This is a genomic window from Blautia hominis, from assembly GCA_002270465.1.
GTDB lineage: Bacteria > Bacillota > Clostridia > Lachnospirales > Lachnospiraceae > Blautia > Blautia hominis.
This window is the reverse complement of the sequence record NQOF01000002.1, coordinates 504,579-530,752: the sequence shown is the minus strand read 5'-3', so window position 1 is coordinate 530,752 and position 26,174 is coordinate 504,579. Positions and strand designations below refer to the sequence as shown.

General features: G+C 48.3%; 21 protein-coding genes, 1 pseudogene and 1 riboswitch. Of the genes and pseudogenes, 2 read left to right on the top strand and 20 right to left on the bottom strand.

What is annotated here, in order from left to right:
- Positions 1–75: 75 nt before the first annotated feature.
- The 12 genes from CI595_RS08370 to CI595_RS08315 all read right to left on the bottom strand — a co-directional run bounded on the left by CI595_RS08370 (position 76) and on the right by CI595_RS08315 (position 14,357).
- Positions 76–1,293 (bottom strand): hypothetical protein, encoded by a 1,218-nt coding sequence (locus CI595_RS08370; RefSeq protein ID WP_095172813.1) that lies wholly within the window; start codon positions 1,291–1,293, stop codon positions 76–78.
- The gene (locus CI595_RS08365) at positions 1,290–2,414 is read right to left on the bottom strand and encodes a DUF58 domain-containing protein (RefSeq protein WP_095172812.1); all 1,125 of its coding nucleotides are present in this window, start codon (positions 2,412–2,414) and stop codon (positions 1,290–1,292) included. The genes CI595_RS08370 and CI595_RS08365 overlap by 4 nt, the downstream gene beginning before the upstream one ends.
- On the bottom strand, positions 2,411–3,361 hold the full coding sequence (locus CI595_RS08360; protein WP_095172811.1) for an AAA family ATPase: 951 nt from the start codon (positions 3,359–3,361) through the stop codon (positions 2,411–2,413). The genes CI595_RS08365 and CI595_RS08360 overlap by 4 nt, the downstream gene beginning before the upstream one ends.
- A 1-nt stretch (position 3,362) precedes the next feature.
- Positions 3,363–4,214 carry a metallophosphoesterase gene (locus tag CI595_RS08355; protein ID WP_095172810.1) on the bottom strand — a complete coding sequence of 284 codons (852 nt, stop codon included), beginning with the start codon at positions 4,212–4,214 and terminating at the stop codon, positions 3,363–3,365.
- A gap of 70 nt (positions 4,215–4,284) precedes the next feature.
- Positions 4,285–5,631 carry an MATE family efflux transporter gene (locus CI595_RS08350; RefSeq protein ID WP_095172809.1) on the bottom strand — a complete coding sequence of 449 codons (1,347 nt, stop codon included), beginning with the start codon at positions 5,629–5,631 and terminating at the stop codon, positions 4,285–4,287.
- 188 nt (positions 5,632–5,819) lie between these two features.
- Positions 5,820–6,983, bottom strand: coding sequence for a D-alanyl-D-alanine carboxypeptidase family protein (locus CI595_RS08345; protein ID WP_095172808.1), 1,164 nt, complete (start codon positions 6,981–6,983; stop codon positions 5,820–5,822).
- 123 nt (positions 6,984–7,106) lie between these two features.
- The gene (locus CI595_RS08340; RefSeq protein ID WP_095172807.1) at positions 7,107–7,949 is read right to left on the bottom strand and encodes a hypothetical protein; all 843 of its coding nucleotides are present in this window, start codon (positions 7,947–7,949) and stop codon (positions 7,107–7,109) included.
- 276 nt (positions 7,950–8,225) lie between these two features.
- The gene (locus tag CI595_RS08335) at positions 8,226–8,822 is read right to left on the bottom strand and encodes a putative ABC transporter permease (RefSeq protein ID WP_289071379.1); all 597 of its coding nucleotides are present in this window, start codon (positions 8,820–8,822) and stop codon (positions 8,226–8,228) included.
- A gap of 254 nt (positions 8,823–9,076) precedes the next feature.
- On the bottom strand, positions 9,077–10,612 hold the full coding sequence (gene cls, locus CI595_RS08330; protein WP_095172806.1) for a cardiolipin synthase: 1,536 nt from the start codon (positions 10,610–10,612) through the stop codon (positions 9,077–9,079).
- Between the two features lie 84 nt (positions 10,613–10,696).
- Positions 10,697–10,873, bottom strand: coding sequence for a 30S ribosomal protein S21 (gene rpsU / locus CI595_RS08325; RefSeq protein WP_004222305.1), 177 nt, complete (start codon positions 10,871–10,873; stop codon positions 10,697–10,699).
- A gap of 145 nt (positions 10,874–11,018) precedes the next feature.
- Positions 11,019–13,658: an alanine--tRNA ligase gene (gene alaS / locus CI595_RS08320; RefSeq protein WP_095172805.1), complete on the bottom strand. Its 2,640-nt coding sequence runs from the start codon at positions 13,656–13,658 to the stop codon at positions 11,019–11,021.
- 69 nt (positions 13,659–13,727) lie between these two features.
- Complete coding sequence (locus tag CI595_RS08315) at positions 13,728–14,357, bottom strand: YczE/YyaS/YitT family protein (RefSeq protein ID WP_095172804.1); 630 nt, start codon at positions 14,355–14,357, stop codon at positions 13,728–13,730.
- A gap of 453 nt (positions 14,358–14,810) precedes the next feature.
- Between CI595_RS08315 and CI595_RS08310 the strand changes: the two genes are divergently transcribed.
- The gene (locus tag CI595_RS08310) at positions 14,811–15,731 is read left to right on the top strand and encodes a helix-turn-helix domain-containing protein (protein ID WP_162291834.1); all 921 of its coding nucleotides are present in this window, start codon (positions 14,811–14,813) and stop codon (positions 15,729–15,731) included.
- A 270-nt stretch (positions 15,732–16,001) separates the two neighbouring features.
- Positions 16,002–16,973, top strand: coding sequence for a class I SAM-dependent methyltransferase (locus CI595_RS08305; protein WP_095172802.1), 972 nt, complete (start codon positions 16,002–16,004; stop codon positions 16,971–16,973).
- A gap of 46 nt (positions 16,974–17,019) precedes the next feature.
- Here the strand turns inward: CI595_RS08305 and rnhA are convergent, their stop codons facing one another.
- The 8 genes and pseudogenes from rnhA to hemA all read right to left on the bottom strand — a co-directional run bounded on the left by rnhA (position 17,020) and on the right by hemA (position 25,715).
- Positions 17,020–17,493 (bottom strand): ribonuclease HI, encoded by a 474-nt coding sequence (rnhA, locus tag CI595_RS08300; RefSeq protein WP_095172801.1) that lies wholly within the window; start codon positions 17,491–17,493, stop codon positions 17,020–17,022.
- A gap of 1 nt (position 17,494) precedes the next feature.
- On the bottom strand, positions 17,495–19,195 hold the full coding sequence (locus tag CI595_RS08295; RefSeq protein ID WP_095172800.1) for a MutS-related protein: 1,701 nt from the start codon (positions 19,193–19,195) through the stop codon (positions 17,495–17,497).
- Between the two features lie 27 nt (positions 19,196–19,222).
- Positions 19,223–20,500, bottom strand: coding sequence for a glutamate-1-semialdehyde 2,1-aminomutase (hemL, locus tag CI595_RS08290; RefSeq protein ID WP_095172799.1), 1,278 nt, complete (start codon positions 20,498–20,500; stop codon positions 19,223–19,225).
- A complete protein-coding gene (gene hemB, locus CI595_RS08285; RefSeq protein WP_187144008.1) occupies positions 20,500–21,483 on the bottom strand; it encodes a porphobilinogen synthase in 984 nt (327 codons plus the stop codon). Before hemB ends, hemL begins: the two co-directional genes overlap by 1 nt.
- Positions 21,484–21,587: 104 nt before the next feature.
- Positions 21,588–23,129 carry a uroporphyrinogen-III C-methyltransferase gene (gene cobA, locus CI595_RS27090; protein WP_242987220.1) on the bottom strand — a complete coding sequence of 514 codons (1,542 nt, stop codon included), beginning with the start codon at positions 23,127–23,129 and terminating at the stop codon, positions 21,588–21,590.
- Positions 23,130–23,159: 30 nt separating this feature from the next.
- Positions 23,160–24,023, bottom strand: a pseudogene (hemC, locus tag CI595_RS27085) (hydroxymethylbilane synthase); the annotation flags it as partial.
- A complete protein-coding gene (locus tag CI595_RS08275) occupies positions 24,020–24,496 on the bottom strand; it encodes a precorrin-2 dehydrogenase/sirohydrochlorin ferrochelatase family protein (RefSeq protein ID WP_095172797.1) in 477 nt (158 codons plus the stop codon). The gene CI595_RS08275 and the pseudogene hemC, both read right to left, overlap by 4 nt.
- Entirely contained in the window at positions 24,486–25,715 is a 1,230-nt protein-coding gene (hemA, locus tag CI595_RS08270) for a glutamyl-tRNA reductase (RefSeq protein ID WP_095172796.1), read from the bottom strand. The genes CI595_RS08275 and hemA overlap by 11 nt, the downstream gene beginning before the upstream one ends.
- 179 nt (positions 25,716–25,894) lie before the next feature.
- Positions 25,895–26,075, top strand: a riboswitch (cobalamin riboswitch).
- Positions 26,076–26,174 lie beyond the last annotated feature (99 nt).

Sequence of the window (26,174 nt, the reverse complement as noted above, 5' to 3'; positions counted from 1 at the left end):
TTATTACACGGTCATACCGCTTACAGCATTTTACACTATTTTCAGGGAAAAGTCCAGAATATTCCTTGCCTGCCTTTACAGCCCCTTTCCCAGTTCCTTCATCCTCCCCCATTCTTCCTGCCTGCAGTCCTCTTTCCCGTACCTTGCCTTCTCATATATCCTATGAAACTCCTCAACCCCCTCCGCATTCGTAAGCCCTGCAGCTGCTTCTATCTGCTCCGGCGTAAACGCCTCCCTGATCTTCTGTTCCATGGAACTCTCTATCTTCCTTTTATAACACCTGCGGATCTTTTCCCCCAGTGAACGTGCAGAGAACAGCCCGCTTCTTCTCTTTTCCCTTTTCAGGGATTCTTTCTTATCACCTTTTACGGGAGAGAGGAACTCCACACGGTCCCCGTCCGCAAAGGCAGTTTCGTGATATTTTTTATATAATCCGTAGAGGATCCGGCAGACCAAATATACAGCTGCTGCCAGAAACAGAAAAATGAACACCTTCTCCAGTATCTGAAAAAATGTCTGCCAGAAAGGGGAAGCCTCACGGAATTCCCCCGGAAAAAACGGCATCTGTTCCGCCATCTGCGGTTCGTCGGGTATCATTTCCTCTGCACCGCCGAGACCCGCCAGAAGCTTTCGGATCATGTTCAAAAACAGGTGTCCCAGCTTTTTCAGGACATTGTCAAAACCAGACATCGGCAGAAACACCATACCTGCAATGATAAGGGCACAGAACCCTCCAAGCGCGATCCTGTTTCCCTCCGCAATCCTGTTTCTGGGAAATCTGTGAAGTTTTTCATTCTGTTCGTAGAGTTTCAAAAGGGAACGGCGGTTCTCAGACAGGATGGTGAGCAGCCAGTAAACGCCTGTATTGATGCATAGGATCGTTCCCAGAGTACTTCTGTGATAGGCCAGTGTGTAGATATAGATTCCGGCAAAAACCAGAAGCCCCGCATAGGAAGGGCGCACGAGGATACTCTCCCCGCTGCCTGCCCGCTCGAAAAAGTACAGAAGTACCAGAAAGACTCCGCATACTGTAAATGCACCCCGCTCCCATATGGTTGAAGCTGAAAAATACAGCACTGCCAAACTTGCGGCGCCTGACACTGCAAATAGAAACAGGCTTTTGAAACGGCGCACGATCCAGTATAAAAGCAGTATCGGGACAAACAATAGGAGACTCTTTGTAAACTGAAGGGGCGTGATGTCCCCGCCGAAAGACAAAATCATCAAAGCCAGACTGTCCATCAGAAGAAATGTATGAAAAAAACGGTATATCACCAGCAAATCCGGTTTCATCTCGGCACCTCCCAGCGTATTATCTCCATATAGGGTGAGGACGGAAGTTTCCATTCCATATCCTTGTACAGGGTGGAAATCCACATGGCACTGCCTCCGGCTTTTGCAAGGCTTTCCATCCCGGCAAACAGGGACCTGCCCTGGTTTTTGGAGATGAGAAGGGGGATTCCCCGGCCTTCTGCTAAAAGACGGCTCTGTGCACTTAAAAGTTCAGGGAATTTTCCGGCAGGAAGGTCCAGATCCAGTCTGGCCAGGTTCTGGTACAGCTTTACAAGCTGCCCTCTTCCCGTGCCCGGCATCACTGCGATCGGCAGCTTTGTGAGGTGGTCTCTGCCGTTGGTGATAAGGCCTGTGGCAATGCCTCTTTTCAAAAGTTGTTCTGCCAGAGACACCGCCAGGGATATGCCTGCCTCATGAATTTCCTCGTATTTCCATATGGTTTCATCCTCCACATCCAGAAATATAAGGACCTGGGCGCTGGAGGTGGAATCTAACAGGTTCACCATCATATCCCCTTCTTTTGCGGAGGCTTTCCAGTTGATCTTGTTCATAGGGTCCCCGGGCCGGTATTCACGCAGGCCCCGGAATGAAAAGGGGTCCTCGTACATCCGCTGCCGCACCAAAACCTGTCCCATCAGCTTTTTAAAGGGGATCTCCATATTGGACACAGGGATGGTCCTGGGATACACATACAAATGGGTGGAAAGAGGCACGGTCAGATACAGTTCACGGTTCATGAGCAGTCCTCTTGTAAGTATTTCAGCCTGCCCAATCTCGTAATATCCCCTTTTCCTGGCCAGAAATGGGATTTCCCTTTGGATCTTTTGATAAAAAAGCACGGAAAATATATCTCTTTTATAGGTATAGTCAGAGATACTGGTATTTTCCTCCTCCTCAAAAAACAGATTTCTATGTACCCTAAACGCTGCCTGCAGCATGGGGAGAAGAAGCCACTTTCTGTTTTCAATGGTCTCTGTCAGATACGCACGCCCGCCCTCATGGACGGGATGATCCTGGAATTTAACATCCACTTCCAGATGCCTGTCCCAATGGTTCCGGTAGAACCATTCCGCCAAAAACTGCAGCAGGACAGCTCCCAGTAAAAGTAAAAAAATCGTCATGGTTTTCTCTTCCACTCCTCCGTGGGTACAGGGACCTGTTCCAGTATCCGTTTGATGGCCTGGCTGCCGCTCTCCTCCTGCCCGTATCCGGAGGTCATGACCATCCGGTGCGCGAGTATGGGAACTGCCACAGTTTTTATATCCTCAGGCACCACGTAATCCCTGTTCTGTACATAGGCATAGGCTTTTGCCCCATTAAATAATGCCAGGGTTCCTCTGGGACTGACACCTGCTATCACATCCCCGGCCGCTCTGGTAGCCTGCACCACCTCCACCAGATAGGATTTCAAATCCGGGTGTACATATACTTTCTTATACGCCTCCCTGGCATTTAACAGCTCCTCCCGTGTGCACACACAGGGAAGCTCCGAAAGTGGCTGCCTGTCCTCAAATCGCTCCAGAATTGCCAGCTCCTCCGCTTTGTCAGGAAGGCCCATGGAAAGGCGCATAAAAAAACGGTCCATCTGAGCTTCCGGAAGCGGAAATGTACCTGTGGTCTCCACCGGATTCTGGGTGGCGATCACGAAAAACGGTTCCTCCAATGTTCTGGTTTCCCCGTCAATGGTAATCTGATGCTCCTCCATACACTCCAGAAGGCTTGACTGGGTTCTGGGTGTAGCCCGGTTGATCTCATCCGCCAGAAGGATGTTGCAGAAGGCCGGACCTTCCTTGAAAAGGAATTCCCCTGCTTTCTGGTTATAATAATTCAGCCCCGTCACGTCTGAAGGCAGCAGATCCGGAGTGAACTGGATCCTGGAGAATTTTCCGTCCATGGAACGTGCCAGGGATTTTGCCATCATGGTCTTGCCTGTTCCCGGCACATCCTCCAACAGGACATGGCCTCCTGCCGTCAGAGCCGTCAGCAAAAGCTCCAGTACCTTATCTTTTCCCACAATGACCTGACTGATGTTCCTGCGTATTTTTGCCATACAGTTTTTCTCTTCCATCTCACACCTCTTTCGGCAGACATTCCAGCACGACCAGCTCTCTTGGATTGTTGATCCGAAGAGGCAGCGTATGCTCTCCAAGTCCTGCTCCTGTAATCATAATCTGTTCCCTGCCTGTTATCGGCTGTCTTCTGCCCGCTTTTTTGGGCGGAGCACCGTCTCTTTTCCTGTATTCCCCATATCCGTAGCGGGGAAACAGCCGCAGATCAGGGCTGATAATACTTCCCAAAAAGGGCAGACGCACAATACCCCCGTGGTAATGGCCTGACAGGATCAAATCCGCACCCCAGGCAAAATATGCATCCCCATACCTGGGCGTATGCGCCAGCAGGATCTCATATACCTGTTTATCCGGCCTGCCTATCAGCCCTTCAAGCTCTGTTCTGTCCGGTCCCTTGACGGGACCCCTTTCATAATATTCATAGGGCAGATCCAGTCCGGTGACCGCCACGGTTTCACCTTTTATCTTCAGAACCATACGCTCATTTTCCAGATAGGTGACTCCCATCTGTTTTATTTTCTTCTCAAACGCGGAGAACCTGCCACCATAATCCTCTGTAAATAATTTCATCCGCTGCTCGTGATTACCCGGCCCGTACAATACGGGAGCCAGCTTCACGGCCTCACTCAAAAATGCAGCAGCCGGTTTCAGGGAAGCGTCGGATTTCCCAAGCACCAAATCCCCGGCTATCAATATGGCATCCGGGGCAAGAGACTTTATCCTGTCAAAGACAGGTTCATTCTTCTTTCCGAACACCACGTTGTGGAGGTCGCTTATCATCACGAATCTCAGCGGATGTCTTTTTATCTTATCTGTTGTAATCCTGTAAGTTGTGGTCACAAATTTCTTCACAAATACTCCCTGCTTTTCTCTCTGTTTTTTCTCTATTTTAACTCATAAAGAGAAAAAAGAAAAGGTAAGACTATCTGGTTTTTCCGAAAACTTTTTCTTGCTGCTTCATAACTACGCGGTACATGAAGAGCAGCAGTACACCTGCAAATACCCAGGCCACCGGGCTTGCCAGGCAGGCCAGAAGGTAACTCCTGTTTAATCCTGCGGCCAGAGCCACGATACCGCGGCCTAAAAGCTCCGCCACACCTGCCATCATAGGCAGGACGCCGTATCCCATCCCCTGTATGCCGTTCCGGTAGACATTTACAATATTCAGGGCAATGAAAAACAAGGATGCACATTTCAGGTAAATATCCACCTGCCCCATCAGTGTCTGCACATCGCTGGACACAAACAGATAAGTCAGGTATTTTCCAAAAAAGGCGGTCAGAAGGCCAAAGACCAGGGAATAAGCCACTCCGATCCAGGTCGTTGCCCGAAAGCCCCTGCGTATCCGGTCAAGCTTTCCTGCCCCCATATTCTGGGCACAGAAGGTTGCCATAGTAGTCCCGAGTGCCACATAGGCCTGGGTAGCGATCTGTTCCACCTTGCTGGCTGCGGTAAAGGCTGCCACCGCCATAGATCCCAGCATGTTCAGCGCAGACTGTACCATCATGGTTCCAATGGCTGTGATGGAATACTGAAGCGCCATAGGGATGCCGATTCCCACCTGCATTTTCACAATATGGGCGGACAGACGGAAATCCTCTTTCTCAAGGCGCAGTTCCGGCATTTTTTTTGCTATATACACCAGACAGAGAATCCCGGAAACACCCTGGGATATGACCGTGGCGTAGGCTGCTCCGGCGGCTCCCCAGTGAAATACAATGATAAACAACAGATCCAGCACCACATTTAACAGTGCCGACAAAATCAGAAAATACAGCGGCACCTGGCTGTTACCCAGTACTCTCAGCACACTGGCAAGCAGGTTATACAACACGGTGGCAAAAATGCCGCCGCAGATGATCATAATATATTGATATGCGTCGGCAAAAATGTCCTCGGGAGTGTGCATGAACTGTAAAAGCCCACGCATTCCCAGCATACTCACCAATGTCATGACAAGGGTGACGATCAGGGACAGCACTGCCGCTGACCCCACAGTCCGCCTCATATTCTTCATGTCCCCTGCTCCGTACCTCTGGGCTGTCAGCACGGTGAATCCCGCTGTCAGGCCCAGCATAAAACCAATGATCAAAAAGTTAATAGTACCCACGCTCCCCACGGCTGCCAGTGCTTTGGTACCTACGAATTTTCCTACAATGATGGTATCCACCATACTGTAAAACTGCTGAAAAATATTTCCGATGAATACTGGAATTGTAAATCCTACAATCGCTTTTGCCGGGCTGCCGGCTGTCATATCTTTCTGCATGCCTCTCCTCATTCTCTCTGTAAACAATGTGTCCGCCGGCAGACAAAAAAAGCGTGGGCGCGGCTTTCCTCTGCCATCAAGTCATTTTTTCACGAAAAAGGAAGGTGCCAGCGGGCACCCTCCGTCTTTTTGTTACCGGGCTATTATAATGCAAACATTTCTATCCTGCAATACCCAAATTTTATTTTTTAGAAAAAAGTTTTGAATACCTTTTTCACATAATCCATGTAGCCGGCCTTCTCCACCGTCTCGTTAAATAGCAGGCTGACACTGCCTATTTTTTTTCCATTCAGATAATAATCCGCAGTCCCTGCCTTGCTGCCTTTCTTTACAGGGGCGTCTGTGCTTTTCTTCAGATTGATCTTCTTCTGTATATGGTCAAGAGCCTCCCCCTTTGTATCCAGATAGCGGAAATCTCCCTCGTAAGATACAGACGTCTTTTCCTGGATAGAACCCTTTACCGGAACCTTTGGCAGGCTGTCTTTATTTTCGTCCACATAAAGGCTGCAGGCACCAAAGCCCAGGTTCAGCATTGCCGCTGCGTCCTTAAACCGCACCTTATAGTCAGGCGCTGTCATGACCACGCTTATGAGTGTGATCCCGTTTCTCTGGGCCACCTCGGAGACACAGTATTTTGCCAGACTGGTACTCCCTGTTTTAAGACCTACACAGCCGTCATAACTGCGCAGAAGCTTATTTGTATTGGTAAGGCCGAACTCACTGCTTCCCTTTGCTGTGTTGTGGGTGATATTCTCCATCCAGATGGAGGAGTAATCCAGGATCTTGGGGTATTTTGTCACCAGCTCCCTGGACATGAGGGCCACATCATATGCCGTGGTAAAGTGGTTGGTGGACTCCGTCAGACCGCAGCAGTCCTCGAAATGCGTGCCTGTCATGTTAAGCCCTGCTGCCCTCTCATTCATACGTTTGACAAACTCCGCTTCACTTCCCGCTATGTGTTCCGCCATGGCCACACTGGCATCGTTACCGGAGGCAATGACAATACATTTTATCATAGTCTCCACAGTCTGCTTCTCGCCCTCCTCCAGATAGACCTGGGAACCGCCCATGGATTTGGCGTAGGCACTTGTAGTCACTTCATCCTCCATATGTAGGGTGCCCTTGGCGATCTCATCAAATATCAGCACCAGAGTCATGATCTTTGTTATACTGGCCGGGTAGACCTTGGTGTCTTTGTCCTTCTCGTAGATTATGGTTCCTGTGGATGCCTCCATCAGAACCCCGTGAGGTGCTGCGATCAAATCTTCCCCCTCCGCGTGCACCGTGACCGGCAGGGCTATATTGACTATAAGGGAAAATAAGACCAGAAAAACAGATGCTTTCCGAAACATACCGCTCTCCCGTAGAAATGCTCTTATAGCATTGTATTACATCGGTATGAAAAATAGAATAAGGAAAGCTTGACTCCGCGACATTTCCCCTTTGCTGATAGTTTCTCATCTACGCTGCTATATTCAGGATATCCAGGTAAAATTCAACTCATACGTTCCTACGCCCTCCTTAAAAGAAGCTTTGCAGTCATCATACCCATTTGCGGCAAGACCGGAACACCATTTTTCAGCCGAAAAAGTAAAGCTGTTTTTTCTATTTTTTATTGTCCTTATTTTGATCAATATTCCCTCCGCAAAATATGAACCATCTTCACCTAACATCCCTTTTTCCCTCAGTTCTTCCTCCGTTGCAAGAATCACATCCGGATTTTGGCACTTTACGGTACCCGGGCTGCCAACACTATCTTCCTGCCAAGCCTCAAGAAGTGGCTCCAGCAAATATCGGACTACCTCTTTTTCACTATCAGAAAGATTTTTTACCTGTGTCAAGTCCAGGGCCATAACCCGCATTCCATCGTTTAAGGCGGAATCTCTGCCATAAATCTCCTTTATGATATCCAGATACAAACCTATGTAATCATTCTCCTGTTCCAGAACATGAACTTCCTGCACACCGCTGATCAACAAGGGATAACGCTCCATAACCGCACTGCCTTCTTGAAGTAACAATCGAATACTCATTCCGGGTTTTAATGCATTTGCTTTTATTTCCTGCTTATTTTGACTATATATTTTGACATTTTTTATTCCTGCATCCATAAGTCCTTTGTTCACGTCCCCTTTCTGTAATAAAAGAATCGAAGTATCACGAACTTCTATGATCTTTCCGATAATAGTATTATTATCATCTTCCTCTCCTCGGGAATACCTATCCCGTTTTTGTTCACAGACAAATAAAATCAATATACATAATATCAGCAGACTCCCTAATGTGACAAATGTTTTTCCTTTTTTGCTTATTCTCATTTAACACTTCCCCTTTCCTCAATAGTAAAATAATCTATACTATTATAATTGTGTCAATAAAAGTCCAAACTGTTGCACAATCCCCTGTTATTATTACATCTATGTAAATTAACTAATAGGTTTCACGCTCATACTTGCGGTACATTATATATACTATATAATCGGGAGATGAATACAAGGACCATTGATGAAAAACTTGACCAATGCTTTGCAATTTTTCTGTCCGAACCCGTTTCCACAAAATAAAAAGGGACGCCCGCAGGCGCCCCTCTTTTTTTAAAATCTGCCGTAGATCAGGGAACGTATTCCCTCCCGCACCTCTCCGAAAGAGGATGGCAGACTGTCCTTTTTCTTTTCGTATAAAGTATGTAAAAAATCTGCTGTGAACAAGAACAGAATCAGGGACCCTGCCCGGTATCCAACGGAAAACGGATAGCTGTCCACAAAACGTTCCACCCCTTCATGCAGGAACAGAAACAGGCCTAAGGTATAAAATCCCCATGCTATGGTGCTTTCCAGACAAAGAATCCCTTTGTAATTAAAAGGCTTCTCCGAATAATCCCACCACACCTCTCCGAACATGGAAAGCATAAGCCTGGCTGTCAGATACTCAAGCAATGTGGGAAACACACAGCCCAGTATATATAGCAGCAGAAGGTTATCGCAGAACGGTCTCAGCAGAAAAAACACAGATAACGCTCCCACTCCGTAAATGGGGCAGAACGGCCCTCTTACAAACCCCCTGTTGGTAATCCGCCTGTTGCAGATCGACATGTAGATAGATTCCACGATCCATCCCAGAATGCTGTAAACTAAAAACCACTGGGTGACATGGTAGAGATCTATCCCAAACATACTCTTTGTCCAAATCATAACTAATCTCCCCTTATATCATTGGCGCATCTCTTAACATGTGTCTTCATTGTAGGTTTTATGTAACAGTTCAGACAGGTCTGCGCATTCACTGCGCTGACCGTACATACCTGTGGCAGCAGTAAGCATCCAGACCCAGACCATCGCAAAGCGATATTTAACGGCCGGATGCCTGTAGCAGTTCAGCTGTCTGAACTGTTACGGTTTTATGTGCCCATTCTATCATGGGAGCCCCTGGCTTGTAAAGAAAAAAACTAAAGCATGGGGGCAAAAAGCCTGAGAATACTCTGTGTCATACGCACAACAATATTCCGGCTGCGGCAGAACTTCATGCAGATTTCCCTGCATTTTGGAAAAGTATCCTCCATATCATCTTTTACCTGCATAACAGCCCGGCTTTTGTACATCCAGACCGCACATTCAAAATGCAGATACAGGCTTCTGTAGTCCAGATTAATAGTTCCCACAGATGCAATCTCATCATCACAGACAAAAGACTTAGAATGGATAAATCCCGGTGTGTACTGAAAGATTCTCACACCTGCCTCCAGAAGCTGTTCATAGTAGGACTGGGTCAGGAGGAACACCATTTTCTTGTCAGGGATCCCCGGTGTCACGATCCGCACATCCACGCCCTTTTTGGAAGCCAGGCACAAAGCTGTCATCATCTCATTGTCAATGATCAGATACGGCGTACAGATATACACATACCGTTTTGCCTGGTTGATGATATTCAGGTAAACATTCTCCCCAACGATCTCGTTATCCAGAGGGCTGTCTCCGTAGGGCTGTACAAAACCGTCATTTTCAAATTCTTCCGGATGGTAAATATAAGGTCCGTAAGCCGGCAGATGACTTCTGGTATGGGTGATCACTGCCCACATCTGCAGAAACATCACGGTCAGGTTCCAGACACCTTCCCCATGCAGCATAACACCTGTATCTTTCCAGTGCCCAAACCGCACATCCTCATTGATATATTCATCCGCCAGATTGATGCCGCCTGTGAACCCAGTATGTCCGTCGATCACCAGGATCTTTCTGTGGTCCCGGTTGTTGAGGATAATATTCAGCACAGGCCGGACCGGATTAAACGCGGCACATTTAATCCCCTTTTTCTGCAGTTCTTTATAATATCTGTGGGGCAGGGTAGTCACACACCCCATATCGTCATAAATCAGGCGCACATCCACGCCTTCCCTGACCTTCTCCTCCAGTACCTGAAGGATTTCCCGCCACATTCTTCCGTCATGTATAATAAAATATTCCAGGAAAATAAAATGCTCTGCCTTTTTGATCTCCTCCAGCATGTCCACAAACATGGTATCCCCCACCGGGTAATACTTGGTAGTGGTATTCTTATGGAGGGGAAAACCGGCGTAGTCTCTGATATAGGCGGACTGAATAGATACGCCCCGGTCCATATCCTGAAGCTCTGACCTGGTTCTGGGATCTTCCTTGAAATAATTGCCGATTTCCGTGAGAACTGCCTCGGATTCCCTTGTCATTTTTTTAGCCACACGGGATTCACCGAACAGCAGGTACACAATTGCACCGAAGACAGGAATGACAAGGATCAAAATGGTCCAGGCAAGCTTGTAAGAAGGGTTGATTTTCTTATTGACCAGCCACAGCACCAGAAACAGGCTCAGGATGTTCATAACCCATCCCACCGTGGTGGAAATACTCCTCATTCCCCATGCCAGCGCCACCAGCCATACAAGCTGCAGCAACACAGCCAGGGCAAATACAAAGATCCGGCTGGAAACCAGGTCAATAATCTTTTTCATCTTCTCACCATCCTCTCTTTGCGTTTCTTTGTCCGCAGAGTCGTAAAAAAGCCTCTGGTATTGTCCAGAGGCTTTTACTGCACATTAATTATATTTACGTTTTCTAGCTGCTTCAGATTTTTTCTTACGACGAACACTTGGTTTCTCGTAATGCTCTCTTTTACGGATTTCCTGCTGAATGCCTGCTTTTGCACAGCTACGCTTGAAACGACGTAAAGCGCTATCCAAAGTTTCGTTTTCTTTTACGATTACATTTGACATAGTCTCACACCTAACCTCCCTCCAGTTGTAGATTGTGCATAATACAACTGTCTGGGTATTTTTACTGCACATCAAATATTATATCAGATTTTTGCCGTACGTCAACTATTTTGACTTATTTTCTTTAAAAAATTTTATACAAATTTTATTTTAACTGGCCTTCCAGCAATTCTGCCGCTTTTTCCAGGGCTTCCGGCACTTTTTCCGGATTTTTTCCACCGGCCTGAGCCATGTTCGGACGTCCGCCGCCGCCGCCGCCCACCACGGCTGCCATGCCCTTCACCAGATTTCCTGCATGTGCCCCGGCCTTCATAGCGCTGTCTGTCACCATAGCCAGCAGATTTACTTTGCCGCTGTTCACGCTGGCAAGAACTACCACACCTTCACCCAGTTTCTCTTTTAACTGGTCGCCTAAGTCACGAAGCCCGTTCATATCCACATCTGCCACGGATACAGCCAGAAGTTTTGTGCCTTTTACCTCTTTTACCTGGTTCATCACATCGCCCACTGCTTCCTGTGCCAGTTTGGCTTTCAGGGATTCATTCTCACTGTGAAGTTCTTTCACCTCTGCCTGCAGATGAGTGATCTTGTCTGCAGCCTCCGCCGGAGTGGTTTTCAAAAGGGATGAGATCTGAGCCAGCTTCTGTTCCATTTCTTTATAGTAACCAAATACGCCGTCACCGGTCAGTGCCTCAATACGGCGCACACCGGCTGCGATGCCTGCCTCAGATACGATCTTAAAGGTAGTGATCACACCTGTATTGGATACATGGGTACCGCCGCACAATTCTTTGGAGAATTCTCCCATGGAAACCACGCGCACGCTGTCCCCGTATTTTTCTCCAAAGAGCGCCATAGCTCCTGTCTTCTTGGCATCCTCAATGCTCATAACCTCTGTCACAACAGGAAGTGCTGCCTGGATCTCCTCATTGACCATTGCCTCCACACGGGTCAGTTCCTCCTGGGTCATAGCCTGGAAATGTGCAAAGTCAAAACGCAGCCTGTCCGGTGTTACCAGAGAGCCTTTCTGTTCCACGTGGGATCCCAGGACTGTCTTCAGGGCTTTCTGCAGCAGATGTGTGGCACTGTGGTTCTTACAGGTATCTGCACGGTCTTTTGCGCTGACTTTCAGTGTCACCACATCACCTGTCTTTAACATACCTTTTGTCAGTCTTCCCACATGGCCCACCTTGCCGCCGCGCAGCTTGATGGTGTCTTCTACAACAAACTGGGCATCCCCCAGAACAATAAGACCTTTGTCACCTTCCTGTCCGCCCATGGTGGCATAAAAAGGAGTCTCCTCCACGAATACGGTCCCCTTCTCATCCTCAGTCAGAGCCTCCACAATCTCTGTCTCGGTTGTGAGAACTGTGATTTTGGACTGATGGGACAGATTGTCATACCCCACAAATTCTGTGGTGACTTTAGGGTCTATTTCATCGTATACCGTAGCGTCAGCACCCATATAATTGGTCACTTCGCGGGCTTTTCTGGCCTTCTCCCTCTGCTCTTCCATAGCAGACTTGAAACCGGCCTCATCAATAGAGATACCTTTTTCTTCCAGGATCTCTTTTGTCAGATCCAGAGGGAAGCCATAGGTATCGTATAATTTAAACGCATTCTCACCGGAAAGCTGTGTGCTTCCCGCTGCTTTCATCTCCGCTTCCATCTCTTCCAGAATATGAAGGCCCTGGTCAATGGTCTTGCTGAACTGTTCCTCTTCCTTTGTCAGTACATTGAAGATGAAATCTCTTTTCTCATCCAGCTCCGGATAGCCATCCTTGGAGCCTTCGATCACTGTGCTGCTGAGTTCTGCAAGGAAATTCCCTTTGACACCCAGCAGACGGCCATGACGGGCAGCACGGCGGATCAGGCGGCGCAGCACATATCCTCTTCCTTCGTTAGTAGGCATAATACCATCAGAGATCATAAACGTAGCGGAACGGATATGGTCCGTGATCAGACGGATAGATATATCCACGTTTTCGTCTTTTTTATACTCTGTGTGTGTCAGCTCACAGACTTTATTCCGCAGGGCACAGATCGTATCAATATCAAAGATGGAATCCACATCCTGCACGGCAACAGCCAGACGCTCCAGCCCCATGCCTGTGTCAATGTTCTTCTGCTGCAGTTCTTCGTAGTGTCCTTCCCCGTCATTTTCAAACTGGGTGAATACATTGTTCCACACTTCCATATAACGGTCGCACTCGCAGCCTACTGTACAGCCCGGTTCCTTGCATCCGTAGCTCTCGCCTCTGTCATAATATACCTCAGAACATGGTCCGCAGGGGCCTGCGCCGTGCTCCCAGAAGTTGTCCTCTTTTCCAAAACGGAAAATACGGTCAGCCGGAATACCGATTTCCTTATTCCAGATATCAAACGCCTCGTCATCGTCAAGATAGACGGAAGGATACAGACGGTCCGCGTCAAGTCCCACAACCTCGGTCAAAAATTCCCATGACCAGCGGATAGCCTCCTTCTTAAAATAATCTCCAAAAGAGAAGTTTCCCAGCATCTCAAAAAAGGTGCCGTGACGGGCAGTCTTGCCTACATTTTCAATATCACCGGTACGGATACACTTCTGACAGGTGGTCACCCTTTTTCTGGGCGGCACCTCAGCGCCTGTAAAATATGGCTTCAGCGGCGCCATACCGGAATTGATCAACAATAAACTCTTATCATTATGGGGAACAAGAGAAAAACTCTTCATAGCCAGATGGCCTTTTCCTTCAAAGAACTCCAAAAACATTTTCCGAAGTTCGTTCACTCCGTATTTTTGCACGGTTAATACCTCCTGATGGTTACTATCATAAATTACTGTTTTTAATAATAGCACAGGAATTGTCAGGTTTCAAGAAAGAAAAGCGGGAATTTTGCGGCCTTCCAGGAATGGTTCTGCCAAATTGGTTCGGAAATACTGGATAAGCGGACCCACTGTAAGGGCAATGATAACGGTTGCGATCCCGATTTCCCCACCTGTCAGGATTCCTGCGATCAGGCAGGTAAGGTCAATGGCGATCCTGCAGTATTTAAACTTTCCAATCTTTCTGTCAGCCATGATAAGAGCAATGGCATCATAGGTGGAAACCCCTAAGTCTGCGGTATAATACATAGCGCCCGAAAATGCCAGAAGGAAAAGGGCGCCTGCCAGACATATGATCCTGACTCCGAGAGCAGGGGTCTCGGAAACACTTTTCAGCGCTGCAAATACCCCATCTGCCACCACGCCGTATATGAGCAGATTTAAAAGCGTGGACACACCCACCAGACTTTTTTTCATCCTCCAGGCAAATACCAAAAGCAGGGCACACATCACATTGGCTGTGACGGTAAAGCTGGTATGGAACATCCGGGCCAGTCCTGTCAGCAGAACACAGTAAGGGTCAACCCCAAAATCCGCATAACGAAAAATCCCCACACTGACTGCAGTCATAATAATACCGATAAAAGCCATTATGATCTTTTTGTTTTTTCTTGCCATTTTCTGATCCTCCGTTTTATTTATTGGAATGTTGGCATTACTGTTCACAGACCAATGTCCCGGGTGGTATTTTCCCAAAGGGATGCTGTGCGATGCGAAGCAAGATCCCCAGTTGGCCAGGGCTAAACTGTGCGCCGCGAAGCGTGTTACTGTGAACAGTGATATGTACCGTTTGCCGGGACTTTTTTAATTTGGAATCCTATTGTACTTCTTTCCGGTCTCTAGTATAATGACAAAAAGTAGTATTTTCTATCAGGATTACGGCGGATTTTATAACAATATCGTAACTTTTCAGTACCCTCACAGTTACAGGCAAAAATCCATGCAAGATTGCCTTTGGCGATGGGATTTTTGCTTGGCTGCGGAATGATTTCTTACGGTCGGCGCAGTGAATGCGCAGACCTACTGAATAGTTACACAATATCATTATTTTCAATTCGGAGGCAGGATTCTATGAAATCATCGGTGGTGGCAGTGGATAAAAATTTAAAGGAGCAGATATCCCATGGGAATTATGCATTTCCTGTGGATGTGCACAGTGAGCTTTTCCAGGCAGAGGGAATCGGTGCCCCCTCTTACTTTGTCTGCCACTGGCATCCCGAAGCGGAGTTGATGATACTTCTGGACGGTTCCATGCGGTATCAGGTCAACGAGACCATCTATGATATGAAGGAGGGAGAAGGTCTTTTTATCAATTCCAACTGTCTGCATATGGGCACAGCCGTAAGCGGCCAGGCCTCCACCTTATCTGTTATTTTCCATCCCCGCTTTCTGTACGGATATGAGGACAGCCTGATCCGTGAAAAATATATCTCCCCCTTACTGGAGTCCGCAGCTTTTTCCGCCTATCCCCTGAGAGCCGGCAATACGGACGAGAGCCGTGTCATACCTGAACTTCTGCTTCAATGCCTGCATCTTTACGAAGAAAAACCCCTTGCCTGGGAACTTCATATCAAAGCCTGTCTTTTGTCCTGCTGGGGCGCACTTTTTTCTGTATTCACAGAAAAAGGTACCGTGCGGAAAATCTCTGCCCGGAGCAGAGAGGCTGAAGGGAAGGCAAAATCCATTCTGGAATTTATCCAAGATCACTATACCCGCAAAATTTCCCTGGCAGATATTGCAGATGCAGCGGCTTTGAGCACAGGTGAATGCGGGAGGATCTGTAAACGGCTCCTGCACCAGACACCCTTTGAGTATCTGAACGCTTACCGTGTGGAACAGAGTATCCCGGACCTGCTGAAAAAAGACTTGTCCATCACTGAGATTGCATTAAAGCATGGTTTTTCCGGTTCCAGCTACTATGCAGAAACATTTAAACGCGTTAAAGGCATCACACCTTCCGCTTTCCGCCGCAGTCTCATAAGCGGCAGTTAAACACAACCACAGAAAACATGATCCGTGGTTTACACTTGTACGAAGCTGCGCATAGAAAATATTAAGCTCAAACCATAGAAAGCATGTCCCGCGGCCATGCTGTTTTCATGAATAAAGGCATGGCTGTGCATTGAAATCCGCTGCACAGCCATGCCTTAAAAATGTCCGCATCTATTACAAAACTATAGCATAGGCCACAATACAAGTCTAGTAATTTTTTATAATTCTGTTATGATGATCCTGCCGGCAATAAAAATAGGGAGAACAAAAATGAAAGCAAAACCATCACACTGGTACAAAGAAAACTGGTCACTGGAAATAAAAAAACAATCCTGGTCAGAAGATACGGGGCGCCAGGTAGACTTTATCATTCAAACCTTACACTTGAACGGCAGCGAAAAGATCCTGGACCTTGCATGCGGCTATGGCCGCCATGCCCTGCGTTTTGCAGAGAAAGGATATACGGTTACGGGGATTGATATTACAAAAGAATATATTCTGGATGCCAAAATAAACGCCGGGAAAATGTCTCTTGCAAATGTCTCTTTTATTCATGAAGATATCCGCAATATTGAATTTTCCGGAGAATTTGACGTTGTTCTGAATCTTGCAGACGGTGCGGTTGGATATCTGGAGACAGACGAAGAAAATTTAAAAATATTTGATGTAATTTCTAAAGCACTCAAACCGGGCGGCAAACATTTTATGGATATCTGTAATGCAGAATTTGCAGAACGCCATTTTCCCATGCGCAGTTGGGATGCCGGGGAATGTTCCCTATCCTTATCTGCATTCGAGTGGGTTCCCGAAACACGGATCATGTTGTTCGGCGGAGCGGAACTCCCTTATGGAGAACCCACAAAAATGCCTGTGATCCGGGAAGGTGACCCCATAAGATTATATTCCCCGGCTGAGCTGAAAACCATTATGGCTCATAGGGGAATGAAAATAGAAAAGACTTTCTCGGATTTCTCGGGAAAACCTGCCGGATATAATGAGCTGCAGCTTATTGTCTATTCCACAAAATGCACGCCCCCGGCGGCCTGTGACCAGGATATTGGAAACGCTTCTGCTTTTCATCACAATCTCATTAGTAATGGATTAAACCGAAAAAGGGAACGTCCGTGCAGTGAAATCCATTGCTCGGTCGTTCCCATACCTATCTTTTACAATATTAGGGTTAATATTCACAGTCCGCTGTCCCGCAGGACATTTTCCAAAGGGGACGCTTGCGATGTGTAGAATAAATCCCGTATTGGCCCATGCGCTATCATAACATATTACAGTTTTACACTCCCGGATCCACCAACAGATCATTCCCATCCGCTGCGCTGGTTGCCAGATAGTCACACCGTTCATTCATCTCGTGTCCGTCATGCCCTTTCACCCAGATAAAAGTAACACGGTGAGGCTCTTTTGCCTTTAACATCCGTTTCCATAAGTCCACATTCTTTACCGGCTCATTCTTTCCCCGTTTCCAGCCCTTTTTCAGCCAGCCGTCAATCCAGTGCTGGTTAAAGGCATCCACCAGATATTTGGAATCTGAGTACAGTTCCACCTCACAGGGTTTTGTCAGTGCCTCCATGCCCACGATAGCTGCCATCAGCTCCATGCGGTTGTTGGTGGTGCGCACATATCCCTGGGAAAATTCACGCTCATGCAGCGTTCCTTTGGCATCGGTATAGTGGAGGACACAGCCGTATCCTCCCGGTCCGTCCGGGTTGCCCCTGGCAGAACCGTCTGTATATATTTTTACAAGCATATTAATTCCCTACCTTTTTCCAGATTCCGGTGGCCTCAAAATCCGCCACCGCAGCTTCCGATTCTTTTACGATATCCCGGTCATATCCCACCATAGAGAGCAGGCGGATGGCATTTCTGGTGGTTACCCTGCCCTTTTTCAGCAGATAGTTAAATTCCACATCATCCTCCTTGACTTCCTCCTCAAAATGATAGTTGGTGTACGCCCCCTCCAGCATATAAGAAAGTTCAATATCATGTGTTGCCGCAAAAGGTAGCACATGAGGCTTTTTCAGGTGCGCCAAAATATTGGAAGAAGCCGCAATCCGCTCTATGGTGTTGGTCCCCCGCAGCACCTCGTCAATGATACACAGAAGGGGTGCCTCATCCCCGGATTCCTCCAGGATCCGCTTCAGAGACTTGATCTCCACAATGTAATAGCTCTCTTTGCTCTCCAGGTCATCCCGCAGTGCCATGGAGGTCTGTATCTTAAAAAACGGCGCAGCATATTCCGTGGCCGTACAAGTATATACGGTCTGGGCAAGAATTGCATTCAGTGCCACATTCTTCAAAAATGTGGATTTACCCGAGGCATTGGAACCGGTCACCAGAATGCCGCCGGACGCGTCAATACTGTTTGCCACGGGTTCATGGATCAGCGGATGATAAAGATTCTCCACCTTCATCCGCACATCGCTCCCCTTTTTATATGCCGTAAACTCCGGTACACAGTAATAAGGCATGGCCTCTCTGAACGATGCAATGGAAATGCAGGCATCCAGGAGTCCGAATATTTCCAGCATCTCCTCCGCTTCCGCCTTATGCTCCTTCATGGCCTTCATCATGGAGTTAAATTTGATCAGATCAATATGCGTCATCATCCTGATATAATCCAGGATGAAGGACTCCGGACCGCTGGCAAATCCGTCCCGGTCCAGAACCAGATTTGCTCCGTTTTTAAAGCTGGAAAACCCTTTTTCACAGGTATTCAGACGTTCTGTATAACCATGAAGTGCCTCTATCTTCAGCTTGTTCAGGTCACCTGCACTGTTTATGAGCTGCATCATACATTTAAACCCGGTCAGATAAACATGGATGACCTCTTTATCTTTCAGATACGTGCCCATATTGATACAGGTCACAAGCAGAAATACAAAGACGCCATACCTGGGAACCGCTATAAAAGCACCAATGGACAGCAGAAAAGCCAGACACATAAGAATCTGCTTCCACGGCTTCCCGGCATCATACTCTTTTGTCACGTGGATGGCCTGATAGACGGACGCTGTGGGCGGCTTTTTGATATGTGTGAGTATTTCCTGGACCTTCTGCCGTTCCTCTTCATGGTCCCGGAAGAACGTATACAGCCGCTCTCTCTCCACCAGCTTATCCTTACCAAATTCGGGAGTACGCAGAAGATAATACAGATAATCCTCACCCGGGGAGGATACGGTCTGGTTCATGAGCATGAACACTCTGTCCATGTCCAGATCATTCCAGGTAATGTCATCAATGAAAAAACATCCGTCTTTTCGCTCCCGAAAATACTCTGCCGTCTGTTCCAGCTTATCCCAGGTATACTCCCGGTCCGGGATCTGCCCCCAGCTTTTTTTGATCTTCTGAAGAAATTCTCTTCGTTTTCTCTTGTTTTCCTGAAACATGGTCACAAATACGACTGCCATAAAAATGACGATCAATCCTGTCCACAAAGTGGTCTCACTCATAGCTGTCCTCCGTTTTCCTTTCACCGGTTATGCGCAGAAATATTCCTTGATCAGCTTCAACGCTGCTTCTATATCCTCTTCTGTATGGGCATCTGACAGGAACATGGCCTCAAACTGGGAAGGTGCCAGGTGTACACCGTGGTTCAGCATATATTTAAAATATGTGGCAAAAGCATCTGTATCTGAAGTTTTGGCAGATGCATAGTCCGTCACCTTTTCTTTTGTAAAGAAAATACATCCAAGAGACGCCACACGGTTCACCTGATAAGGGATATTATTCTCCACGAAAATCCTGCGAATCCCCTCGAACATCCTCTCCCCTTTCTGGTACAGCCTTGTATAAATCTCCGGATCCTCAAACAGGATTTTAAGCTGTGCCAGGCCTGCCGCCATGGCAATGGGATTTCCGCTGAGTGTTCCCGCCTGGTATACGGGACCTGCCGGGGAGATTTTTTCCATGATCTCTTTTCTGCCGCCATAGGCGCCCACAGGCATTCCTGCACCGATGATTTTTCCATAGGTGACAAGGTCCGGTGTCACGCCGTAAAATCCTGCGGCACCGTCAAATTTCAACCGGAAACCGGTGATGACCTCGTCAAAGATCAGCACTGCCCCGTACTTATCACACAGCGTCCGGAGTCCCTCTAAAAATCCGTCGGCAGGTGGGACCACACCCATGTTGGCACCCACTGGCTCCACGATCACAGCAGCCACCTGGCCTCTGCTCTCTTCCAGAAGTTCTTCCACACTCCCCAGATTATTATACACAGCGATCATGGTATCCTGGGTGCAGCCCTTTGGCACACCGGCACTGTCCGGCACGCCGCTGGTCATGACACCGCTTCCCGCACTCACCAGCATGGCATCTGTATGACCGTGATAGCATCCTGCAAACTTAATGATCTTATCCCTGCCGGTAAAACCTCTGGCAGCCCGGAGGGCACTCATCACGGCCTCTGTGCCGGAGTTTACCATACGGATCATCTCCACATGGGGGATCCTTTCACAGATGAATTCGGCCATCTCCACCTCTTTTGCCGTGGCACAGCCAAAGCTTAATCCGTTTTCACTTGCCTTGATCACAGCTTCACGGATGGCAGGATGATTGTGGCCTAAGATCATAGGTCCCCAGGAGCCAATGTAATCTGTATAGGAATTGCCGTCCACATCAAATATTTTACTTCCCACAGCCCCCTGTATAAAACGCGGGGTCTCCCCGATGGCGCCGTAAGCTCTCACTGGGCTGTTCACGCCTCCGGGGATCCGTTTTACGGCGCGCGCAAATAATTCCTCTGATCTTGTCATTATCCGATTCTCCCTTCATCCATAAATCCGGCCAGTTCTTTTGCAAAATAAGTCAGGTAAATATCTGCTCCGGCCCGGTAAGTGCTCACTGCCATCTCACAGATGATCTTTGCCTCATCAATATATCCAAGCTTTGCGCCTGCCTTCACCATAGCATACTCTCCACTGACAGAATAGGCCGCTACCGGCAGATTGATGCTGTTCTTTACCTCATGGATCACATCCAGGTAGGAAAGGGCTGGTTTTACCATGATAATGTCCGCACCTTCCTGCACATCCAGAAGCGCCTCCTTCAGACCTTCCCTTTTATTGTGGAAATCCATCTGATAGCTCTTTCTGTCCCCAAAAGAAGGGGCAGAACCCGCGGCTTCCCGGAAGGGGCCGTAAAATGCAGAGGCATATTTTACAGCATAGGACATGATTGGGATATCCTTATGCTGGTTGGCATCCAGGACTTCACGGATGGCCCGGACTCTGCCGTCCATCATATCTGAAGGGGCAACCATATCAGCCCCCGCCTCCACATGAGATAGGGCCGTCTTTGCCAGCAATTTAAGGGTTTCATCATTTTCCACATCATGGCCGCACAGTACGCCGCAGTGTCCGTGGGATGTATACTCACACATGCATACATCCGTGAGCAGATACATTTCCGGAAACTGTTTTCTGGCCTCCCGAAGCGCCCTCTGCACAATACCATTCTCTGCGTATGCCTGGCTTCCCACCTCGTCCTTCTCATCCGGGATACCAAAGAACATGACTTTATCCACTCCTGCCTTCATAAGCCCTTCCAGGGCGTAAGGCAGTCTGTCTATGCTGTATCGGAACTGTCCTTCCATGGAGGGGATTTCCTCCTCCATATTCTCTCCCTCGCGGACAAAAATGGGGTAAATCAGGGAACTCTTATCCATCCTGGTTTCCCGCACCATTCTGCGCAGGGTATCGTTTTTCCGAAGCCTTCTCGGTCTGACTGTCATTTCCATGCTGCTACACTCCTTTTATCCTCTCTTATCGTAATTTTCAATTATTCGTATATTCGTAACACACCAGACAGGTCTGGGGATTCATTTGTCCCGTGTTTTCACAGTTACCTGCTGTTTTTCAAGTTTACAACCAAATCCACCACACTGTCAATGGTGGCCTGTTTTGCCATAAATGTCTTCATTCCGTATGCGTCCGCAGCAGCTTTCGTCTGCTTTCCAATGCAGGCAGCCGTCACTTTTGTATAATCAAGGCCTTCTACTGCCTCCGCAAATCCTTTTACGGTAGACGCACTTGTAAAGACAGCGCAGTTGATCTCTCCGCTCTCAAAAGCCTTTTTCTCATCGATCATTTCCTGTTTTTCATAAAAGGTGTCATAGGTCGGCACATCACAGATCAAAAGCCCGGGCTTTTTCTCCAGCTCCTGGATGATCTCTTTTCCTCCGATCTTTGCTCTCGGAAGAAGGATCTTTTCCTTACCGCTGCAGACTTCACACAGCGCTCTTCCCAGGGATTCCCCGTCAAACACCTCAGGCATCAGATCCACAAACAAGCCTCTCTCTTCCAGTGCTTTTTTCGTACCTTTTCCAATGGCAGCGATCTTTGCTCCGCCCAGTTTTCTCACGTCTGTCCCCGCCTTTTTCATCTCCTCAAAGAATACATTCACACCGATGGGGCTTGTAAATGCCAGCCAGTCATAGCTGTCAAGCTGTCCGAATGCGCTGAAAAGCGCGCTCTGGTCTTTAAGCGGAGCTGTTTTGATAGCGGGAAGCTCCAGCACTTCCGCTCCCATCAGGCGCAGCTTTTTGGACATAGTGGAAACCGTCTCTCTGGGCCTTGTGACCAGCACTTTATATCCTGCCAGGGGCAGCTTCTCATACCATCCGAAGGTATCAGCAAGAGAACAAACCCGGCCAACCACGATGATAGCCGGCGTCTCGATCCCCTGACGTTTTACCTCCTCCTCCAGAGTGGAAACGGTAGCCACGATCCGCTTCTGTCCTGCCGTGGTTCCTTTCTGCAGTATGGCAGCCGGCATCTCACCCGGCATACCTGCCCGCAGCAGGGAATTGCAGATATCAGCAAGCGCCGTGACACCCATGAGGAACACCAGTGTCCCCTTTGTGCGCACCAGCGCTTCAAAATCAATGTCATAGGCCTCCCCCTGCTTTTTATGTCCTGTGATAATATGCAGGGAGGAACAGAAATCCCTGTGTGTCACCGGAATACCGTTATACGCAGGAACAGCCAAAGGGGAGGTGACTCCGGGCACCACTTCATAGGGGATTCCCTCTTTTGTGAGAAGCTCCAGCTCCTCTCCGCCTCTTCCGAAGAGAAAAGGGTCCCCGCCCTTTAACCGGACTACCCTATATCCCTTTTTTGCCTCTTCCACAAGTACCTGGTTGATCTGCTCCTGAGGCATAATATGGTGAGACGCACGTTTTCCCACATTGATCAGGCGCACACCGGCCGGAATCTGGGAGAGGACCCCCTGTCCCACAAGGCTGTCATACACAACCACCTGGGCATTTTTCAAAGTTTCCATGCCTTTCAGGGTAAAAAGTCCGATATCTCCCGGGCCTGCACCCACAAGCCAGACCTTTCCCTTACAGCATGCACGGTCTGTCTCCTGTCCAACTGCTGTCATAGATACCGCTCTGCACTCCTCCCTCAGTTTTTTAGCAAGACGAACGCCCAGTTCCTCCGCCTCAGCCCTGGTCCCTTCCAGGCTGCCCTTTTTATATGCGCCGGTCTCCTCCTCATAGTAGAGGCCGGTAAGCACGATCCTGTCCCGGTCCATCACTGCATGGGCCGCAACCGGTGAGGAACATCCCCCGTCCAAAAATCTTACAAAAGAGCGCTCCGCCAAGGCCGCACAGGTACTGTCTGCATCCCCGTAGCCATCCAGGTAAGAATAATCTCTCCCTTTTCTGCCCTGTACGGTCAGAATCCCCTGTCCTGCCGCAGGCAGCATCTCCTCCGGCTCAAAATATCTGGATATCCTGTGGGTCAGCCCCAGCCTTTTAAGCCCTGCCGCGGCCAGAACCAGAGCACTGTATTCTCCGCTGTCAAGCTTTCCAAGCCTTGTCTGTACATTCCCTCTGACACTTTTACACTCCATATCAGGGAACAATTCACCAAGCTGCAGGGTACGCCTGAGACTGGAACAGCCGATGGGCTTTGTCTTATCCAGTTCTGTCACTCCCTCGGGAAGTACCAGCGCGTCCCTTGGGTCCTCCCTTTTTGAGAAAGCCAGAAGAGGCAGTTCCTCCGGGACTTCCATGGGCATATCCTTCAGACTGTGTACGGAAAGCTGGCTTCTTCCGTCCAGAAGCGCCCGGTCCAGCTCTTTTACAAACAAGCCCTTCCCCCCCACTTTGTCAAGGGTTCTGTCCAGGATAATATCCCCTGTTGTCTTCATAGTGAGAAGCTCGGCCTTCAATCCTTCATTGTTCTTCTCTATGTAGTCTCTCACCATCTCACTCTGTATTACGGCAAGCCGGCTCTCCCGGCTCCCGATCACTACTGTTTCGCTGCTCATTTCCTACCTCCCGGCGTCTTTAAAAATTCTTCCACCTTTTCCCGCATCTGCCTTGTCTTCTTATGATCTTTTCCCGCTGCGTTGAACCCAATGACCACACCATCGTGGTTAATGATTCCAGGAAAATGAAAATCACATTTGTTTTGGTCACTGGCTGTGTTCACCAGTATGCCCAGACATTTACAGGCACTGTAGATATCTTCATTTACCGTCCTGTCATCCGTGGCCGCCAATGCCAGATCCGCATCATATAAATCTTCCCGTTCGTATCTTTTCTGTTTCCAGACCAGCTCACCGCTTTTTGCAAGCTCCCGGATTTCCGGCTGTACATCGGGGGCGATCACTATCAGTTCCCCCACAAAGCCAAGAAGGCTTTTGATCCTTCTGGAAGCTATGTTTCCTCCGCCTATGACCACAGCTTTTTTCTCAGTCAGGTCTGTGTACAGCGGAAACAGTTTTTTCTCAGTCTTCATAAACCTTCTCCAATCCGGCCACACACTCCATGAACAGATCCTGCTCCAGAGAATCCCTCAGCCCGAAGATCATCTTGCCTACCACCTTCCCCGCAGCCGTGTCTATAGCCTTCAGAAGCCTTTCTCTGTCACTGTCTTCCATAGGGGTCTTTTTCAGGATCTTTAAGATTCGCGCATTCAAATCCTCCACAGCTTCCGTCTTGATATCCTGGATTCTCGGAAATACATCACGGCCGGAAAACCAGTCATAAAACTCTGACATCTGTTCCTTCAAAATAGCCCCTGCCTTCTGCATACTGGCCTGAAGCCTTGGGGATGCAGCGTCGATCTTAAAGCTGTCAATATCATAGAGGGTCACATTCTGAAGCTCTCCCACCTCCGGGTCAATGTCTCTCGGCACAGCCAGATCGATCAGGATCACATGATGGGGAACCTCCGCATTTTCAAAAAGTTCTTTTGTTATGGTGCAGTTCGGGCTGGCCGTAGCTGACACCACCAGATCACACTTGGGCAGCAGTTCCATCCTGTCCCCATAATTGATACGCTCACATCCCTGGGGAATGGTCACCATACCGCTTCGGTACTGGCGGACCGTCACCGTCACATCCGCGCCTGCCTCTTTCAGGGCCAGAGCCGTCACTTTTCCCATCTCTCCGTTTCCGATGACCATACAGGTCTTGCCCTGGATGGAAAATCCCTGGTTTTCCAGCCTGTCAATTGCCTGGTGGATGACAGAGGTATTGGCTCTTGAAAACGCCACTTCTGTTTTCACTTTCTTGGCTGCCGTCACTGCCATCCTAAAAAGCACTTCCAGCACACCGTCCGTACAGTAGGCATCCCTGGATAGTGTCAGCGCATCCTTCACCTGGGTGATGATCTGGTCCTCCGCCAGGATCTGAGATTTTAAACCGCTGGTCAAATAGAACAGATGCTCCACTGCCTCACTGCCTTCTCTTGTGATGAAAAACTCCCGGTGCTCCTCCTCGCAAACTTCTTTTTCCCTGCACAGAAAACTGTAAAGGGAACCCTCCCAGTCATCCTGCACGCTGGCCCAGATCTCCATCCGGTTGCAGGTAGACAAAATAATACACCCTAAGATATCCTTGTCCTCTTTCAGCCGCTCCATAGCGCTCACCGCATTTTTTCTGGTGAAAGAAAATCTGGCCCTGATATCCACGGATGCTCTGCTGTGGTCAATTCCAATCATGGAAATACTCATAGTTCCTACACTCCATATCTTTCGTTTCCGTTTTTTAGATGCTTAGAAAACCAGGACATTGCACTGTTTTATACACACCTTTTGTTTTCTCATATTAGCACAGAATGTTACCTGGTGCAACATCTTGATTTTTTGTCGAATTCAATTGACAAAAAACTTCCAGGGCGATACAATAATCACAGAATTGAGTGTGCACAGGTGTCCGCTACGTCGGAATAATAGGAAAGTTGAGTTAAAAGCTCACACGGTCGCGCCGCTGTGAGGGAAGAGTCACATTTTATGATGTCACTGGGAAACTGGGAAGGCAAAATGTGGTGATGACGCCCGAGTCAGAAGACCTGCCTGTCACAAGCGATTTACACAATGGTTACGAACGATGGCCTTGTGTAAGAACAGGCGGTATGGGCGCTTATTAAAATAAGGTCTGCTGTCCGCATTTGTTCTTCTGATGGCCTGTCG

Bases quoted from the DNA above. Each gene is read 5' to 3' on its own strand.
- CI595_RS08370 (WP_095172813.1), bottom strand. From the start codon at position 1,293: ATGAAACCGGATTTGCTGGTGATATACCGTTTTTTTCATACATTTCTT.
- CI595_RS08365 (WP_095172812.1), bottom strand. From the start codon at position 2,414: ATGACGATTTTTTTACTTTTACTGGGAGCTGTCCTGCTGCAGTTTTTG.
- CI595_RS08360 (WP_095172811.1), bottom strand. From the start codon at position 3,361: ATGGAAGAGAAAAACTGTATGGCAAAAATACGCAGGAACATCAGTCAG.
- CI595_RS08350 (WP_095172809.1), bottom strand. From the start codon at position 5,631: ATGCAGAAAGATATGACAGCCGGCAGCCCGGCAAAAGCGATTGTAGGA.
- CI595_RS08345 (WP_095172808.1), bottom strand. From the start codon at position 6,983: ATGTTTCGGAAAGCATCTGTTTTTCTGGTCTTATTTTCCCTTATAGTC.
- CI595_RS08340 (WP_095172807.1), bottom strand. From the start codon at position 7,949: ATGAGAATAAGCAAAAAAGGAAAAACATTTGTCACATTAGGGAGTCTG.
- CI595_RS08335 (WP_289071379.1), bottom strand. From the start codon at position 8,822: ATGATTTGGACAAAGAGTATGTTTGGGATAGATCTCTACCATGTCACC.
- cls (WP_095172806.1), bottom strand. From the start codon at position 10,612: ATGAAAAAGATTATTGACCTGGTTTCCAGCCGGATCTTTGTATTTGCC.
- rpsU (WP_004222305.1), bottom strand. From the start codon at position 10,873: ATGTCAAATGTAATCGTAAAAGAAAACGAAACTTTGGATAGCGCTTTA.
- CI595_RS08315 (WP_095172804.1), bottom strand. From the start codon at position 14,357: ATGGCAAGAAAAAACAAAAAGATCATAATGGCTTTTATCGGTATTATT.
- CI595_RS08310 (WP_162291834.1), top strand. From the start codon at position 14,811: ATGAAATCATCGGTGGTGGCAGTGGATAAAAATTTAAAGGAGCAGATA.
- CI595_RS08305 (WP_095172802.1), top strand. From the start codon at position 16,002: ATGAAAGCAAAACCATCACACTGGTACAAAGAAAACTGGTCACTGGAA.
- rnhA (WP_095172801.1), bottom strand. From the start codon at position 17,493: ATGCTTGTAAAAATATATACAGACGGTTCTGCCAGGGGCAACCCGGAC.
- CI595_RS08295 (WP_095172800.1), bottom strand. From the start codon at position 19,195: ATGAGTGAGACCACTTTGTGGACAGGATTGATCGTCATTTTTATGGCA.
- hemL (WP_095172799.1), bottom strand. From the start codon at position 20,500: ATGACAAGATCAGAGGAATTATTTGCGCGCGCCGTAAAACGGATCCCC.
- hemB (WP_187144008.1), bottom strand. From the start codon at position 21,483: ATGGAAATGACAGTCAGACCGAGAAGGCTTCGGAAAAACGATACCCTG.
- cobA (WP_242987220.1), bottom strand. From the start codon at position 23,129: ATGACAGCAGTTGGACAGGAGACAGACCGTGCATGCTGTAAGGGAAAG.
- CI595_RS08275 (WP_095172797.1), bottom strand. From the start codon at position 24,496: ATGAAGACTGAGAAAAAACTGTTTCCGCTGTACACAGACCTGACTGAG.
- hemA (WP_095172796.1), bottom strand. From the start codon at position 25,715: ATGAGTATTTCCATGATTGGAATTGACCACAGCAGAGCATCCGTGGAT.